17 protein-coding genes are annotated in these 15447 nt (G+C 62.5%); 11 read left to right on the top strand and 6 right to left on the bottom strand.

Going from position 1 to position 15447, the window contains the following annotated elements; genetic code table 11:
• Position 1: 1 nt before the first annotated feature.
• The 3 genes from AC3CB8_RS15570 (at position 2) to AC3CB8_RS15560 (ending at position 3062) form a co-directional block, all read left to right on the top strand.
• The gene (locus tag AC3CB8_RS15570; RefSeq protein ID WP_023771611.1) at positions 2–532 is read left to right on the top strand and encodes an O-acetyl-ADP-ribose deacetylase; all 531 of its coding nucleotides are present in this window, start codon (positions 2–4) and stop codon (positions 530–532) included.
• Between the two features lie 120 nt (positions 533–652).
• A complete protein-coding gene (locus AC3CB8_RS15565) occupies positions 653–1027 on the top strand; it encodes a hypothetical protein (RefSeq protein ID WP_023771610.1) in 375 nt (124 codons plus the stop codon).
• Positions 1028–1076: 49 nt separating this feature from the next.
• Positions 1077–3062 (top strand): acetyl/propionyl/methylcrotonyl-CoA carboxylase subunit alpha, encoded by a 1986-nt coding sequence (locus tag AC3CB8_RS15560; protein WP_023771609.1) that lies wholly within the window; start codon positions 1077–1079, stop codon positions 3060–3062.
• Between the two features lie 77 nt (positions 3063–3139).
• Here the strand turns inward: AC3CB8_RS15560 and AC3CB8_RS15555 are convergent, their stop codons facing one another.
• Positions 3140–4261: a branched-chain amino acid ABC transporter substrate-binding protein gene (locus AC3CB8_RS15555; protein ID WP_352565023.1), complete on the bottom strand. Its 1122-nt coding sequence runs from the start codon at positions 4259–4261 to the stop codon at positions 3140–3142.
• A 426-nt stretch (positions 4262–4687) separates the two neighbouring features.
• Positions 4688–4954, bottom strand: coding sequence for an SEL1-like repeat protein (locus AC3CB8_RS15550; RefSeq protein WP_010915070.1), 267 nt, complete (start codon positions 4952–4954; stop codon positions 4688–4690).
• Between the two features lie 439 nt (positions 4955–5393).
• Between AC3CB8_RS15550 and AC3CB8_RS15545 the strand changes: the two genes are divergently transcribed.
• The 5 genes from AC3CB8_RS15545 to AC3CB8_RS15525 all read left to right on the top strand — a co-directional run bounded on the left by AC3CB8_RS15545 (position 5394) and on the right by AC3CB8_RS15525 (position 9067).
• The gene (locus AC3CB8_RS15545; RefSeq protein ID WP_352565021.1) at positions 5394–5735 is read left to right on the top strand and encodes a DUF2147 domain-containing protein; all 342 of its coding nucleotides are present in this window, start codon (positions 5394–5396) and stop codon (positions 5733–5735) included.
• A gap of 208 nt (positions 5736–5943) precedes the next feature.
• Positions 5944–6099 (top strand): hypothetical protein, encoded by a 156-nt coding sequence (locus AC3CB8_RS15540; RefSeq protein ID WP_023794910.1) that lies wholly within the window; start codon positions 5944–5946, stop codon positions 6097–6099.
• Between the two features lie 40 nt (positions 6100–6139).
• Positions 6140–6334: a hypothetical protein gene (locus tag AC3CB8_RS15535; RefSeq protein ID WP_015318605.1), complete on the top strand. Its 195-nt coding sequence runs from the start codon at positions 6140–6142 to the stop codon at positions 6332–6334.
• A gap of 117 nt (positions 6335–6451) precedes the next feature.
• Positions 6452–7912 carry an AMP nucleosidase gene (locus AC3CB8_RS15530; protein WP_245273873.1) on the top strand — a complete coding sequence of 487 codons (1461 nt, stop codon included), beginning with the start codon at positions 6452–6454 and terminating at the stop codon, positions 7910–7912.
• A 144-nt stretch (positions 7913–8056) separates the two neighbouring features.
• Entirely contained in the window at positions 8057–9067 is a 1011-nt protein-coding gene (locus tag AC3CB8_RS15525) for an endonuclease/exonuclease/phosphatase family protein (protein ID WP_352565042.1), read from the top strand.
• Between the two features lie 63 nt (positions 9068–9130).
• Here the strand turns inward: AC3CB8_RS15525 and AC3CB8_RS15520 are convergent, their stop codons facing one another.
• Positions 9131–9727: a DUF922 domain-containing Zn-dependent protease gene (locus AC3CB8_RS15520; protein WP_023771603.1), complete on the bottom strand. Its 597-nt coding sequence runs from the start codon at positions 9725–9727 to the stop codon at positions 9131–9133.
• A gap of 137 nt (positions 9728–9864) precedes the next feature.
• Positions 9865–11544 carry an electron transfer flavoprotein-ubiquinone oxidoreductase gene (locus AC3CB8_RS15515; RefSeq protein ID WP_352565018.1) on the bottom strand — a complete coding sequence of 560 codons (1680 nt, stop codon included), beginning with the start codon at positions 11542–11544 and terminating at the stop codon, positions 9865–9867.
• Positions 11545–11764: 220 nt separating this feature from the next.
• On the opposite strand from AC3CB8_RS15515, the gene AC3CB8_RS15510 reads away from it, so the two are divergent.
• The 3 genes from AC3CB8_RS15510 (at position 11765) to AC3CB8_RS15500 (ending at position 14232) form a co-directional block, all read left to right on the top strand.
• Positions 11765–12409: a hypothetical protein gene (locus AC3CB8_RS15510; RefSeq protein ID WP_023771602.1), complete on the top strand. Its 645-nt coding sequence runs from the start codon at positions 11765–11767 to the stop codon at positions 12407–12409.
• A 90-nt stretch (positions 12410–12499) separates the two neighbouring features.
• Complete coding sequence (locus AC3CB8_RS15505) at positions 12500–13366, top strand: uracil-DNA glycosylase (protein WP_023784328.1); 867 nt, start codon at positions 12500–12502, stop codon at positions 13364–13366.
• A gap of 53 nt (positions 13367–13419) precedes the next feature.
• Positions 13420–14232 carry a helix-turn-helix domain-containing protein gene (locus AC3CB8_RS15500; RefSeq protein ID WP_352565016.1) on the top strand — a complete coding sequence of 271 codons (813 nt, stop codon included), beginning with the start codon at positions 13420–13422 and terminating at the stop codon, positions 14230–14232.
• Here AC3CB8_RS15500 and AC3CB8_RS15495 read toward each other — a convergent pair whose 3' ends face one another.
• Both AC3CB8_RS15495 and AC3CB8_RS15490 read right to left on the bottom strand, forming a co-directional pair.
• Positions 14233–15198 (bottom strand): DMT family transporter, encoded by a 966-nt coding sequence (locus AC3CB8_RS15495; RefSeq protein WP_023794916.1) that lies wholly within the window; start codon positions 15196–15198, stop codon positions 14233–14235.
• Positions 15195–15320: a hypothetical protein gene (locus tag AC3CB8_RS15490; protein WP_023784326.1), complete on the bottom strand. Its 126-nt coding sequence runs from the start codon at positions 15318–15320 to the stop codon at positions 15195–15197. Before AC3CB8_RS15490 ends, AC3CB8_RS15495 begins: the two co-directional genes overlap by 4 nt.
• Between the last annotated feature and the right edge of the window lie 127 nt (positions 15321–15447).

Genomic DNA, 15447 nt, shown 5'->3' with positions numbered 1-15447 from the left:
GATGAGCAAGGCCCAAGACAGGATCCAAGTCCACACCGGGGACATCACGAAGCTCGACGTAGACGCCATCGTCAATGCCGCGAACACTTCGCTTCTTGGTGGCGGCGGCGTCGACGGCGCCATTCATCGCGCGGCAGGCCGCGAGCTTGAATTCGAATGCCGGATGCTGAATGGCTGCAAAGTCGGCGATGCCAAGATAACCAAGGGTTACAAGCTGCCGGCTCGACATGTCATCCATACTGTCGGGCCCGTCTGGCAGGGCGGTGGCAAGGGCGAAGCCGAGCTGCTGGCGTCCTGTTACCGGCGTTCGCTTGAACTAGCCGTCGCCAATGATTGCCGCTCGGTTGCGTTCCCAGCCATCTCGACCGGTGTATACCGCTATCCGAAAGATGACGCGGCCAAAGTCGCCGTTTATGAGGTCAATGACTTCATCAAGCACAACATGCTTCCCGAAATCGTTGTGCTCTGCTGCTTCGACGAAGCCATGGCAAAACTATACCGACGGCATCTTGCGATATTGGGTGAATATTGAATTTTATAGACCCGGCCCTTCGTTCGCTCACGAAATCGCGAGCTCATCCCGCGGCTCTGGCGGCGCCGGAGAATATTCGCTATCGCTCCTCCTGCACTTTGCAGTTGGGATGGGGTGAGAATGAAACAGAAATATTCACGGAATGTGTCTACTTTAACACTTTCGGCATTGCTGCTAGCCGCCTCGTACGGTTTGGGCGTGGCCGGATCGCTGACGGGAAGCGAGGGAGACAAACGTTTCCCGCCCTATTTGCCACGAAACTCGAAAGATCCATGTACCAAGGCCTACAAGGCGTATGTGGCGGCCGGCGGCCATTCGGCCTACGCCACCACGCCCTATGCCCGGATCATGTCATCATACATAATCTGCGGCGGGCATCTGAACGCGCCGTCACAGAAGGCAGCGGAAGAACTGGCTATGAAATCCTGTCTGGCCACGCGCACGCACTACAAGGTAACCACCGGCGGCGCCTGCGAGATCGCCGCTTCGAAATAGGCCGGTGCCTGCCAAAACGGCGCCGCCCGATACTGACCCGGGAGGCTCCATGTTCACGAAAATCCTGATCGCCAATCGGGGCGAGATCGCTTGCCGCGTCATCCGCACGGCTCGCAAGCTCGGCGTGCACACTGTCGCCGTCTATTCGGATGCCGACGCGAGATCCCTGCATGTCGAGATGGCCGACGAGGCGGTCCATATCGGTCCTTCGCCTGTCGGCGAGAGCTATCTGCGTGGTGACAGGATTGTCGCCGCGGCCCTGGCCACGGGTGCCCAGGCTATCCATCCCGGTTACGGCTTCCTGTCGGAAAACCCCGATTTCGTCGACCAGGTGGTGGCGGCCGGCCTCGTTTTCATCGGCCCGTCGGCGGCCTCGATCCGCGCCATGGGGTTGAAGGACGCCGCCAAGCGGCTGATGGAAAAAGCCGGCGTTCCGGTCGTTCCCGGCTATCATGGCGAGGCGCAGGAAATCGTGCTGCTTGCGTCAAAGGCCCGCGAGATCGGCTATCCCGTCCTGATCAAGGCGCGCGCTGGCGGCGGCGGCAAGGGCATGCGCCGCGTCGAGCACCCCGATGACTTTTCCGAGGCACTCTCCAGCGCCCGGCGCGAAGCAAAGGCCGCTTTCGGCGACGACCGCGTGCTGGTCGAGAAATATGTCGACAAGCCGCGGCATATCGAGGTGCAGGTGTTCGGCGACAATTTCGGCAATGCGGTGCATCTCTACGAGCGCGACTGTTCGGCGCAACGCCGCCACCAGAAGGTAATCGAGGAGGCCCCCGCCCCCGGTATGACGCCGGCTTTGCGCAAGGCAATGACCGAGGCGGCGGTAAAAGCCGCCAAGTCAATCAACTATTCCGGCGCCGGCACCATCGAGTTCATCGTCGACGCCTCGCAAGGCCTCGAGGCCGACCGCTTCTGGTTCATGGAAATGAACACCCGGCTGCAGGTCGAGCATCCGGTCACCGAGATGGTCACCGGCACCGATCTCGTCGAGTGGCAGTTACGGGTCGCCTGCGGCGAGAAACTGCCGAAGACACAGAGCGAGATCACGCTTTCCGGCCATGCTTTCGAGGCGCGCATCTATGCCGAGGATGCGGCCAAGGGGTTTCTACCGGCGACAGGCACGCTGCACCACCTTAAATTTCCGGACGTTGCCCCCGAAGGCGCCGCGATGCGCATCGAGACCGGCGTGCGGGCTGGCGATGCCATCTCGCCCTATTACGACCCGATGATCGCGAAGCTGGTCGTTCATGCCGGAGACAGACTGGCGGGGCTGGAAGCGCTCCGCACCGCGCTCGCACAAACCGAGATTGCCGGCTCCACCGCCAACACCGCTTTTCTTGCCGCTCTTGCCGCCGATCCGGATTTTGTTGCTGAAGACATCGATACCGGCCTGATCGGCAGACACCGGGAGGCGTTGACGGCGGTCGCGCCGCCGACCGGCGAAATCATCTCGGCTGCCGCCATGGCGGCCTCGGGTGCCGGAGCGTTGCCGTCGTCGAACGACCCATGGTCGTCACTCGCCGGCTATGCGCATTTCCACGGCGTGGCGCGGCGCATGCGGCTGAAGTTCGGTGACGAAGCCATTCAGGCGAGGATTTCAGTGCGATCGGACGGGCGCTTCCAGGTGGCGCTCGATGCGCCTTATGACAGCACCAATTCGCATGATCTTCGCGCCGTTCCCCGCCTCGCCCGCTGGCCTGGCCATATCACGGTGTTCGAAGGCGCCGTCGGCTATACTTTCGCGGTGCCGGATCCCTTGGCCAGGAGCGATGAAGCGGCTGCCGCCACCGGCAGCCTGCGCGCGCCGATGCCAGGTCTGGTCAAGCTTGTGCGCGTGGCGAAAGGCGACGCTGTGATCAAAGGGCAACCTCTGCTGATCCTCGAGGCGATGAAGATGGAGCACATCATCGCCGCCCCGCATGATGGGGTGATCGCCGAGATCGCCGGTGAAGGAGCGCAGGTCACCGACGGCACGGTGCTGGTGCGGTTCGTCGAGGACCAGAGCGCATCCACCGCGGCTGCCGGCGGATAGAAGGAACGCACCGCGTATCGCAAAAGGAAATGGCCGGGACGAACCCGGCCATTCCGTTTACTCGACTGCCAGGGCGATTACTGCGCGATCGGCGCGTACTTGCCGTCATGCCACTGGTTGATGTCGTAGCTGGCATTCTTGAGGTCGCCCTTCTCGTCGAAGGTGACGTCGCCGACAACCGTGCTGATCGCCGTGCCATTCTTCAGCGCCTCGGCAACCTTGGCCGGATCGTCGCTGCCGGCACGCTTGATGCCTTCGGCGAATGCCTGGACCACCGCATAGGAGAACAGCGTGAAGCCTTCCGGCACGAAGCCGCCGGCCTTGATCTTCTCGACGGCTGCCTTGGCTTCCGGCTTTGCCTGCGGATCCGACGGGAACACGAACATCGTGCCCTCGCCGGCCGGGCCGGCAACCTGCCAGAACTCCGGCGAGGCGATGGAATCCGGCATGATCAGCTGGAACTTGAAATTCTGTTCGGCCGACTGGCGCAGGATCAGACCCGCCTCAGGGTGGTAGCCGCCGAAATAGACGACGTCGGCCTTGAGATCCTTCAGCTTGGTGACAAGCGCCGAATAGTCCTTCTCGCCCGGGTTGATGGCGTCATAATAGACCTCCTTGAGGCCACCGGTATTCATGGTTGCCTTGACGGCATCAGCCACGCCCTGACCGTAAGCGCTCTTGTCGTGCAGGATGACGACGTTCTTGCCGGCGTATTTCTTGGCGATCCACGGGCCGATGAAGGCGCCCTGTGCGTCGTCACGCGTATAGAGACGCATAATCGTGGACCAGCCGGACTTGGCGGCCGCATCGGTCAGCACCGGGTTCGAGGAAGCCGGGCTCATCATCAGCGCGCCGGCCTCGGCATAGACCGCCGAGGCCGGAATGCTCGAACCCGAGCAGGCATGCCCGTCGATGAACTTGACGCTGTTGGCGACGATGCGATTGGCGACCGACACCGCCTGCTTGGGATCGCATTGGTCGTCCTCGATGTCGAGCTTGATCTGGGAACCGTTGACGCCGCCAGCCGCGTTGATGGCGGCGGCGGCGGCCTGTGCGCCCTGCTTGAACTGATCGCCGATGGTGGCGAGCTGTCCCGTCATCGGGCCGACCACCGAGATGGTGATGTCGTCGGCGAACGCGATCGGCGCGCTCATCATCAGGCCGAAAATGGCCGCGCTCAAAACACTCATATTTTTCATGATAATAGAACTCCTCCACTCGCGCGCGGCCGCCCCGGCCGCGCTTCTTCCAGAGAGGCGGGACAATTTCATCCTTCATCGGACCTGTCTAGGCGCATTGGCGCCACTCGATTGGGCCTGCGCGGCCTCATCCGCGCAAAAAAGCCACCCCAGCCTTGTTTCGGCTGGTCATGGCTTTTTTGCCTGTCAGGCTGTTTCCCCAGCGCCCCCGCGCTGTGAACCCAACCCACCTTCCCTGTCTTCCTGTTGACCATGATCGTTGCGAAACCGGAGTGTTCGGGATCATGGTTCGTTGCGCGGCTTGGACCTGTCGGCGTGCCGCGTTCTCGTTGTCGATGGCCGTGGCCTGGCTGTCTGCGCAGCCTTGTCCCTGTTGGCCCGACCGTCTTCTGCGGTCTTGGCCGGAGCGTCCCCGTCTGGCGGAACTCAGTGCATGGTCATCCATTCGCGGGCTTCGCGCAGCGCCTTGGCGATCTCGACCTTCGACATGGCCGCCGAGAGTTCCGAGCGCAGTTCGGCGGCGCGGGCCGAACCCTTGATGGCGGCGATGTTGAACCATTTGTGGGCGGCAACGACGTCGGTTTCGCAATCGCGGCCGGTCGCATACATCATGCCCAGTTCGAAGAGAATGTCGGCCTGGGCAGTTGCCCCCATGGCGCCGAAGCCTGCTTCAAGCATTTCAAAACGTGCCATTTTTAGTCCCCTGTCTGGCTCCCGAGAGCTGCCTCCGTTCGTCTTGTCCGGGCCGCTCTTTCGATGCTTTCGAGAATGCCGCTCAGGCTTGAATCCGTCGTTAAATGGCGTGCTTAATTTGAGGAAAACAAAGCTAAAACAAGAGGTAAACGCGTAAATTCGTTAAGGATACGAAGCCAGCAATTCAGCTGTTTTTCGCCAAATTTGAGGAAAATTTTCGAGCGCGCGGTCAACACTCTGCTAACCCTAGAAAACAAACACGAGGCGCCGGTCGTTTTCATTTCCGGGCCAACAGGGCGAATTCAGGCGCTTTCGAAATGCCAAAGCCTTCCGTCGCGGCACCGCTTTCGTTTTGACGGAAGCTGGATTAGCTTACGTTTGCGTAAGCGGCAGACCGGCGAGGCGGAGCATCCGGCTGGCTATCCAAAGGGAGTAAGACATGTTTCGAAAAGTGAGCCTGGCACTGGCGGCCGCTTTGATCCTGAGCGGAGGGGCGTGCGCCGATCCAATCGAGGGCAACTGGAAAACGCAAGCCGGCGACACCGCTGCCATTTCCGGCAGCAGCTCGTTCTCCATCACGCTCAAGTCAGGCAAATATGCCGGCAAGACCATTGGCTCGCTCAAGGCGGCCGGGGACAACAAATACACCGGCAACATCACCGATCCGGCAAATGACAAGACCTATTCGGGCAAGGCAACCTTGTCGGGCGCGTCGCTCAAGATGAGCGGTTGCGTGCTCGGCGGATTGATCTGCAAGAGCCAGACCTGGCACAAGCTCTAAGCGACCATTTCCTTGTGAACTCCAACGGGGCCCGGCGGGCCCCGTTTTCGTGTTGTCGACGAGCAGGCAGCGCTCGGTCGGCATTCTGGTTGCCCGCAACCCAGTCAACATCTCTTCAATCAATTTGAACGGCAGATGAACGCCGGCATCAGAGCCGGTTCAGAGGCGTCAGGGCATTCTCATACGTGTTGAAGGAGACACGGACCCAATGCTTGCTCGCCGCTTCACCATTGTCTGCCTGCTGACGAGCCTGTTTGGAATGTTCTTCGCCATCCTCGTCGCCGAAGCGGGCCGTTCCCCGCGCTCCTGGGACGAAGCCAACAGAATGTGCCACCTCGCCTGCCCGACCGATTTTCGTCACTGAAACAGAGAACCCGGACCTCGAAAAGAAAAGCACAGAGATCATGAACCGCATCGCCGCCAACCTCTCCAAGACCCTCCGGCTCCTGCCGCGGGCGGCGCTCATCCTGATACTGCTGGCCGCCCCGGTCCTGGCGGTGCCGATGATGCGCGCCGATAGCGGCTCGACGATCGAGGCGCCGGCGCTCAGAAAGTCCGGCGTCGGGTTCGTACTGCTGGTCAGCCTGCAGCGGGGTTGAAGAAAAAAGGGCGCTTTGAGCGCCTTCGGCGGCGAGCCCCCTCCCAACCGCCCGTCCAAGTCTCTATATTGAGCCATGGAAAAGCGAATCTATCCCCAGGCCATCGAATCTGTCGTCATGCCCGAGCCTTTTGGCCGGCAAAGCTTCGATAACGCCGAGAAGGCCGTTGCCGCGCTGCAGGTGCTCTACGAACGCAATACCAAGTTTCTGCGCGATTCCTTCGCGGCCCTAGCCGCCGGCGGCGACAGCAGCAAGCGCTACCGGGCCTTCTACCCCGAGATCGGCGTCACCACGAGTTCGTTCACCCAGGTCGACTCGCGCCAGGCCTATGGCCACATGCCAACACCAGGGCATTTCGCCACCACGGTTACCCAGCCGGACCTGTTCGAGACCTACCTCATCGAGCAGCTTCGGCTGATCATGCGCAATCATGGCGTGTCGGTAACCGTCTCGGAATCGACCACGCCGATCCCGCTGCATTTCGCTTTTCTGGAAGGCACCTATGTCGACGGCGCCGCCGCCGAACGCATCAAGCGGCCGATCCGCGACCTGTTCGATGTGCCGGATCTCGACGGCACCGACGATCAGATCGCCAATGGCACGTTCGAAGTGGCCTTCGGCGAGCCCCGGCCACTGGCGCCTTTCACGGCGCAGCGCATCGATTATTCACTGCACCGCATGACGCACTACACCGCAACCAGCCCGCAGCATTTCCAAAACTTCGTGCTGTTCACCAACTATCAGTTCTATATCGACGAGTTCGTCGCCCGCGCCCGCGACCTGATGGAAAAGGGTGGTGACGGCTACACGGAATTTGTCGAACCTGGCAACGTTATTACCCGGGCCGGACAGAGCGCGCCTAGCGAAGGCGTAGCGCCACAGCGCCTGCCGCAGATGCCGGCCTATCATATGAAGAAGCCGAACCATGGCGGCATCACCATGGTCAACATCGGCGTGGGTCCTTCCAACGCCAAGACCATCACCGACCATATCGCAGTGCTTCGGCCACATGCCTGGGTGATGCTTGGTCACTGCGCCGGGCTGCGCAACACCCAGGCGCTGGGTGATTATGTGCTGGCGCATGCCTATGTGCGCGAGGACCATGTACTGGACGACGATCTCCCGGTCTGGGTGCCGATCCCGCCGCTGGCCGAGATCCAAGTCGCGCTGCAGGAAGCCGTCGCCGAGGTCACCGGCCTGTCGGGCTATGATTTGAAGCGCATCATGCGTACCGGCACCGTCGCCACCATCGACAACCGCAACTGGGAACTGCGCGACCAGCGCGGACCGGTGCAGCGCCTGTCGCAGTCGCGCGCCATTGCGCTCGACATGGAATCGGCGACTATCGCCGCCAATGGCTTCCGCTTCCGCGTCCCTTACGGCACGCTGCTATGCGTTTCCGACAAGCCGCTGCATGGCGAGTTGAAGTTGCCTGGGATGGCGACCGAGTTCTACAAGCGGCAGGTGGCGCAGCACCTGACTATCGGTATCAGGGCGATGGAGAAGCTGGCGGAGATGCCGATGGAGCGGCTGCATTCGCGCAAGCTCCGGAGCTTTTCGGAAACTGCATTCCAGTAGGCCACCGCGACGCCTCGGCGAGGCAATTCGTCGTCTTGCTCAGGCCGCAATTTGGCCGATATCAGATCGAACGGACCGACAGGCGACTTCAGCGGATACGACCTCGCAGACACGACCTCAATGACAACAGGCGCGCGCTTGAATATGACGGCTGGGCTGGCATTCCTGGCGATGACGGCATTGTCCGCCGCTTTGTTGGCCGGATTTCTCGGCGCGCTGCACCCGGCGTTCGATTCCTTCTCGCATTTCCGTATTCATCTCAGCGTGCTGATGGCACTTCTGGCGCTGCCGCTGCTCGCCAGCCCGTTTCGGCTGCAAGCGGCGGCTGGGCTGCTTTTTGCCATTTCCTGCCTGGCCACAACGACGGGTGCGCTGCCCAAAGGGTGGCGACAACAGGCGGCCGCCAAGCCGACCGGCCAGATCGTTTACAGCCTGCTGCAGATGAATCTTCGCTTCAACAACCCAACACCGAAGAAAGTGCTCTCACTGATCGGCCGCACCAATGCGGACGTGATCACGCTCGACGAGGTGTCGCAGATGTGGACGACCGAGCTTGGCTACATCGCCACCGCCTACCCCTACCGAATCCTCTGCCCCTACCCAAACGGCATGTTCGGCGTGGCGCTGCTGTCGCGCCGGCCCTTTGCCGCCGACGCCGCGCCGCGCTGCGAGCCGCGCGGCGCGATGGCTATCGCCACGGTCGACTTCGGCGGCACCGATGTCGATGTCGCCGCGATCCATTTGAGCTGGCCCTGGCCGAAGGAGCAATACTGGCAGATCGGCGAACTGGCGCAGCCACTCGCCGCGCTCGCCGAGACCGCGATCATGGCGGGCGATTGCAACGCCGTGCCGTGGAGTGCCGCGGTGCGGCGGGTCGCGGCTCTCGGCGGTCTGACACTCATGCCTTCCGCCGGCCCGACCTGGATCCACCGGACACTGCCGGACTTCCTGCGCCGCTATGCAGGCCTGCCGATCGACCAGGTGTTCAGCAAAGGCGGCGTGACGATCCTGTCTTCGACGCGGCTGGAAGATACCGGCTCCGACCACCTGCCGGTGCTGGTCGAATTTTCGGTCCGGTCCGATGAGAAGCAGCCTGACGATGGGCACGCCACTGCGCTCGCGGCGCACGATTTGCCTGCTGAGCCGCACAGCTGACGCGTCAACGAATGGAGCACCCGCGCCGCGGCGAAGCGTTGAGATGGCGAACGGATCACTCGTTCAAGGTTTCCCGATCAAGGCAGCGATCAAATGTTCGACATGGCCGCCATCGCTATGCTCGCGCCGATCGAAGGCGTTTTGTCTCGCCTCATATTCTGCATAAACGGTCTTGATGCGAAGCCGAGCCTCGCGGCGCGCCTTGTTGCATGATGGGTCGTTGGCGACCCGCAGGCCAGTTATCGACCTTTCTGTCACGCGCATCATCTCCCTGGCGATGCGCCCATGTGTTTCCTCATGGGCGCGAACACCCGCGGAAAATCTGTTCCAACGCCTCTTCAACGTCGGCGCCATGGGCGACCCTACGCGAGGGAAGGTGTAGAACAGATTGAGCGTGCCGTTGACCCGCCGCAGCCGGCAGACGCCGTTGTCCTGGCCTCCGCCGAGATCCCAGTCGACCGTATAGGCGGTTGTGGCGATGGCATGCGTCATGAAGCCATGCTTGGGCCCCTTGCTGTCCATCGCGTCGATGAAGGCCGTACCCGAGTTTCCCGTGATGTCGTAGGTCCGCGTCTGGACGATTGCCCTGGTGCCGGCCAGGGCCTCCGGCGCGCACAGTGTCCCGATGACGATGAGGCATGTCAGAACTGTGCGGCGCATCGGCCTTCTCCTTGTCCCCGGAGAAGGGAACCATAAGCCGGTGATAGTTTCAACGGTTCTGCTGTGCTGCATGCTCTTGCAGCCAGAACTCCGCTGCAATTTTGCTGCCACGCCCTGGACGGCCCGGCGCGCAGGGGTCACATACCCTGGTAGACCGGGCCTTCACCGCCTTGCGGGGGCACCCAGTTGATGTTCTGGTTCGGGTCCTTGATGTCACAGGTCTTGCAGTGGACGCAGTTCTGCGCGTTGATGACGAAGCGCACGTCCTTCGCCCGCGGATCGGCGGCGGCGTTGCCGTCCTTGTCGACCCATTCGTAGACGCCGGCCGGGCAATAGCGTGTGGAAGGTCCGGCAAAGACATCATGTTCCGAGCGTTTCTGCAGGTCCATGTCGCCGACCAGCAAATGGACCGGCTCGTTTTCCTCGTGATTGGTGTTGGACAGGAACACCGAGGAGAGGCGGTCGAAGGTCAGCACGCCATCCGGCTTTGGATAGACGATCTTCTTGTGCTGGGCGGCAGGCTCGAGCGTCGCGTAGTCGGCCTTGCCGTGCTTTAGCGTGCCGAAGGGCGAGACGCCGAACAGCGTGTTCAGCCACATGTCGAGGCCGCCCAGGCTGACGCCGATGATGGTGCCGAACCGCGACCAGAGCGGCTTGACGTTGCGCACCTTCTTCAGGTCCTTGCCGATGTCGGTCGCCCGCCAGGCATCCTCATAGGCTGAAAGCTCGTCATTGGCACGGCCGGCGCCGATCGCCTTGGCGACATGCTCGGCCGCCAGCATCCCCGACAGCACCGCATTGTGCGAGCCCTTGATGCGCGGCACGTTGACGAAGCCCGCCGCGCACCCCATCAGCGCACCGCCCGGGAACGACAATTTCGGCACCGACTGCCAGCCGCCCTCGGTTATGGCGCGCGCGCCGTAGCCCAGGCGCTTGGCGCCCTCGAACGTGCCCGCGATCGCCGGATGGGTCTTGAAGCGCTGGAATTCCTCGAAAGGCGACAGATAGGGATTCTTGTAATTGAGGTGGAGGACGAAGCCGACCGCCACCTGGTTGTCCTCCAGATGATAGAGGAACGAACCGCCGCCAGTCTTCATGTCCAGCGGCCAGCCGAAGGAATGCTGCACCAGACCCGGCCGATGGTTCTCCGGGTTGACCTGCCAGAGTTCCTTGAGGCCGATGCCGTATTTGCCGGGCTCGCGGCCATCGGAGAGTTTATATCTAGCGATCAACTGCTTGGCCAGCGAACCGCGCGCGCCTTCGCCGATCAGCACATATTTGCCCATCAGCGCCATGCCCGGCGCGAAGCCCGGACCATGCGTGCCGTCCTTCTCGACGCCCATGTCTCCGGTGACGACGCCGGTGACGGCGCCTTCTTCATTGTAGAGCAGGCCGGCCGCGGCAAAGCCCGGGTAGATCTCGACGCCGAGCGCCTCGGCCTTGCCAGCCAGCCAGCGGCAGACATTGCCGAGCGAGACGATATAGTTGCCGTGGTTGTTCATCAGCGGCGGCATGAAGATCTTGGGCAGGCGGAACGAACCGGCGGGGCCGAGCACCAGGAAATGGTCCGCCGTGACCGGCGTCTTGAAGGGATGACCATCCTCCTCGCGCCAGCCAGGCAGCAACCGGTCGATGCCGATCGGATCGACGACGGCACCCGACAGGATGTGGGCGCCGACTTCGCCGCCCTTTTCCAGCACGACGACGGAGAGCTCGGGATTGACCTGCTTGAGGCGGATGGCCGCGGCGAGGCCGGCCGGTCCGGCGCCGACGATGACCACGTCGAATTCCATGCTCTCGCGTTCGATATCGCTCATCAACCCCTCCGCACTGGCTTGCCGCCGTTGGCGTATCTTGCTGGCTCCTGCGCTGCATAGCGCATCAATTGGCGACAGGAAACCGGCGCATACGTGACAATGCCGAATTGGCCAAAAAGTCGCGCTTTGCGCGGCAGAGAAGCCATTTCCGCGCGGCGCGACCCGCCAGGCTTGCGTTTTTTATTGTTCGACGGCTTGCTTATCGGCCATACTTCCCGCCATGCGCATTCCCGGGCCAGGCGGCTTCTCTTCGACGCGCTTTCCATCAACGCCCGGCCGGGCCTGCCGGGCGCTTATTTTGGCCCTTCTGGCGTTGAGCCCGGATCATGCCGTCGCGGATGAAGTGAAGGTCTGGGCGACAGGCGCGTACTCGTTCTCCGACGAGCTTGGCGGTTTCCGCATCACCGGAGCCTCCGGCATCGGAACCAAGGACGATCCGCTGGTCATCACCGAAGAGCTGAATTCGGCGACACCCGTGACGCTGACCATCCGCACCACAAAGCCGATCCAGGCATTCGGCAGAGCAGGCGAGTTCGCCAACGGCATCATGTATATGCGCATTGACGTCCTCAACAACAGCGGCCAGGCTTGGATCGAGTTCCAGTTCGAGCTTCAGGAAATACTGGACCAGCCAAGCGTGTTCGGAGACGGGCTTTCGTTCGACCAGCGCAACAAGACGCCCGACAATATCTGGTCGAGCAATTTCGCCGATTTCGACCGCGATTTCGAGCCCTATGACCGGTTGCTGTTCAAAAACGGCAAGGTGGACCCGCTGAAGACCGCCAGCTTCGAATTCCTGATGACCGACTACACGCCGCGATGGACCTTCTATTTGGTGCAGGATCCACGCATACCCACTGGCTAGACCGCGACCTCGCCTTGGCAAGCGGGATTGGCTGCCGCCACCGACTTCGCCGAGGTTGCAAATTGATCCGGCCCGGACGATGGTGCGGCCATGACTGCCGCCTCTCCCAACAATCCGGTCGATTTGGCCGATCTGCTCGCCTTCTACGCTAGCGCGGGTGTAGACGAGGCTTTGGAGGATGTGCCGGTCAATCGGTTCGCTGAGGCCGTGCCGAAGCCGGCGGAGCGCATGCCGACGGCGCCACGCGAAAGCAGCGCACCGGAGCCGCGCACGGCTCCGCCCCGCCTCGATGGGCGCGCCGTGCCAGATGCTCCGGCCCCGCGCCCGCCCACCTCGGCCGTGCCCGACGAAGCGCAGGCGGCACTGGCGCGCCAGCTGGCAAACGCGGCAATGTCGCTGGACGAATTACGCCAGCACATGGCCGCTTTCGAGGGCTGCAATCTCAAGGCCACCGCCAAGAACCTCGTTTTCGCCGACGGCAACCCGCAAGCCGCTGTCATGCTGGTCGGTGAAGCCCCCGGCCGTGACGAGGACATTGAAGGACTGCCCTTCGTCGGCCGCTCGGGCCGCCTGCTCGACCGGATGCTGGCCGCGATCGGCCTCGACCGCAGCTCGGTCTACATCGCCAATGTCATTCCCTGGCGCCCACCCGGCAACCGCACGCCGACGCCGCACGAGACCGAGATCTGCCGGCCTTTCATCGAGCGCCAGATCGAACTGGTCAATCCCAAGGTGCTGATCAATCTCGGCGGCCCGTCGGCCAAGACCTTGCTCAACACCTCGGAAGGAATCCTGCGGCTGCGCGGCAACTGGCGTGTCCACACAACGGGTTCCGGGGTTGCCATCCCGGCCATGCCGACATTGCACCCGGCCTATCTCTTGCGCACGCCCGCGCACAAGAAGCTGGCATGGCGGGATTTTCTCGAAGTGAAGGCGAAGCTGCGGGAAGTGAGCTAGCGATGACCTCGCGGGTAATTGAAATGCATTCAGCGTCAGCCTAGTCGTCCTGCATGACAACGCCCCAAACCTCCGCCGGTAGCCTGATCCGCGAATGGCGCACGCGCCGCCACATGAGCCAGCTCGATCTCGCCATGGAAGCGGAGATTTCGCAACGGCATCTCTCCTTTGTCGAAAGCGGGCGTGCCGCGCCCTCGCGCGACATGGTGCTGCATCTGGCCGAGCAGCTTGCGATCCCGCTGCGGCAGCGCAATCAATTGCTGCTGGCCGCGGGCTTCGCGCCGAGCTTCAGCGAACGGCCGCTCACCGATACGACGCTGGCACCGGCAATGGCGGCGGTCGAGATGGTGCTCAAGGGGCATGAGCCGTTTCCGGCATTGGCGGTGGACCGGCACTGGAACCTGGTTGCGGCGAACACGGCGATCGGGCCATTCCTGGCCGATGTTTCCGAACACTCGCTGCTCCAGCCACCCGTCAATGTGCTGCGGCTCAGCCTGCACCCAGGTGGTGTCGCGCCGCGCATCGTGAACCTTCAGGAATGGCGCACCCACCTGCTCGAACGGCTGAAACATCAGAACGATGCCGCCGGTGACCCGGTGCTGGTGGCATTGGAGCAAGAGCTTCGCGGTTATCCCTCTGGCCTGCAGAGCAGCCGGCCGAAGCCGGTCGAGCCGAATGCGATCGTGCATCCGCTGCGGCTTGCCCATGGGGATACGGTGCTTTCCTTCATCAGCACCATTACCGTGTTTGGCACGCCACTGGATGTCACCCTTTCGGAACTGGCGATCGAATCCTTTTTCCCGGCCGATGAGCAGACACGGGTGGTGCTGGTACGCTTGGCAAACGAGCGGTCGGAACGGTCCTGATCACCCTTGCGGCAGCGCAGCCTTGCGGGTGCGCGTTCGTTCCAGACCCAGCTGCCGTTCGCGCCAGATGATGAAGATGCCGGCGGCGACCACGATCATGCCACCGACCAGCGTGCCGGGTGAGGTCACGTCGCCGAAAACGAAATAGCCGACGACGACGCCGAGGATCATCGAGGTGTATTCGAAAGGCGCCACGACCGAGGCTTCGGCATGACGATAGGCCGCGGTCATCAAAATCTGGCCGAGGCCGCCACAAAAGCCGGCGAGGATGAGCAACGTGGCTTGTATCGACGTCAGCGACTGCCAGCCGAAGGGCAGCGTCAGCAATGAGAGCACGCTTGCCGTCGACGAGAACCACAGCACGATGGTCGCCGTCTTCTCCGTCTGCACCAGATTGCGCACGAGCAGCATGGCGACAGCCGAGATTGCCGCGGCCGCCAGCGCGGCCATGACGCCCAGGACCTCCTGGTCGTCGAGACCTTCATCCGAATTGAGCAGCGTCAGTTCCGGCCAGGAAATGACGAGCACGCCAATGAGGCCGATGGCGACAGCGCTCCAGCGATAGACGCGGATCGTCTCGCCGAGGAAGACCGAGGAGAACACCACGACCAACAGCGGCTGGGCATAGTTCAGGGTGATCGCCTCGGGAAGAGGCAGCCTGGTGAGCGCGAAAAAGCCGAGCCCCATGGCACCGACGCCGACGACGCCACGCGCGACGTGGTTGAAGGGGCGTTTCGTGACGAACGCCGTGGCCAGATGTCCCTTCAACGTCAGGAAGACAATGATCGGGAAGATGGCGAAGAAGGAACGGAAGAAGACGATCTGCCCGGCAGGCACATCGCCTGCCGCCTTGATACAGGTTTGCATGCCGACAAAAACCGCAACGGAGACGATCTTCAGCACGATGCCTCTCAGCGTACCGTGGCCGCCCGTCGTCTCTGGTTGCGCCCCCGCTCCTGATGTCACTTTGGCAATGCGTCTCTGCCCGCGGTCGAGGGCACGTTGCGGCTCTCGAAACGGTAGAACGAGAAATTGTCGGCGCGCCGAACGAAAGCGCCCATCCCGAATTTCGGTGTGACGGCCGTCATGACTGCCTCGCGACAAGGAAAGGATGACCTGAATTAGGCCCCGCCACAGTTTTGTCGAGGGAGTGTTTCGTGTAAAGAGCGCGGACTTCGAATTTTTGGACCAGTCAGATCATGTCCGGTCCCCGGA

This window comes from Mesorhizobium sp. P160927, from assembly GCF_057766385.1.
Note: the sequence above shows the minus strand (reverse complement) of the source record. Positions and strands in the feature narration are given on the sequence as shown.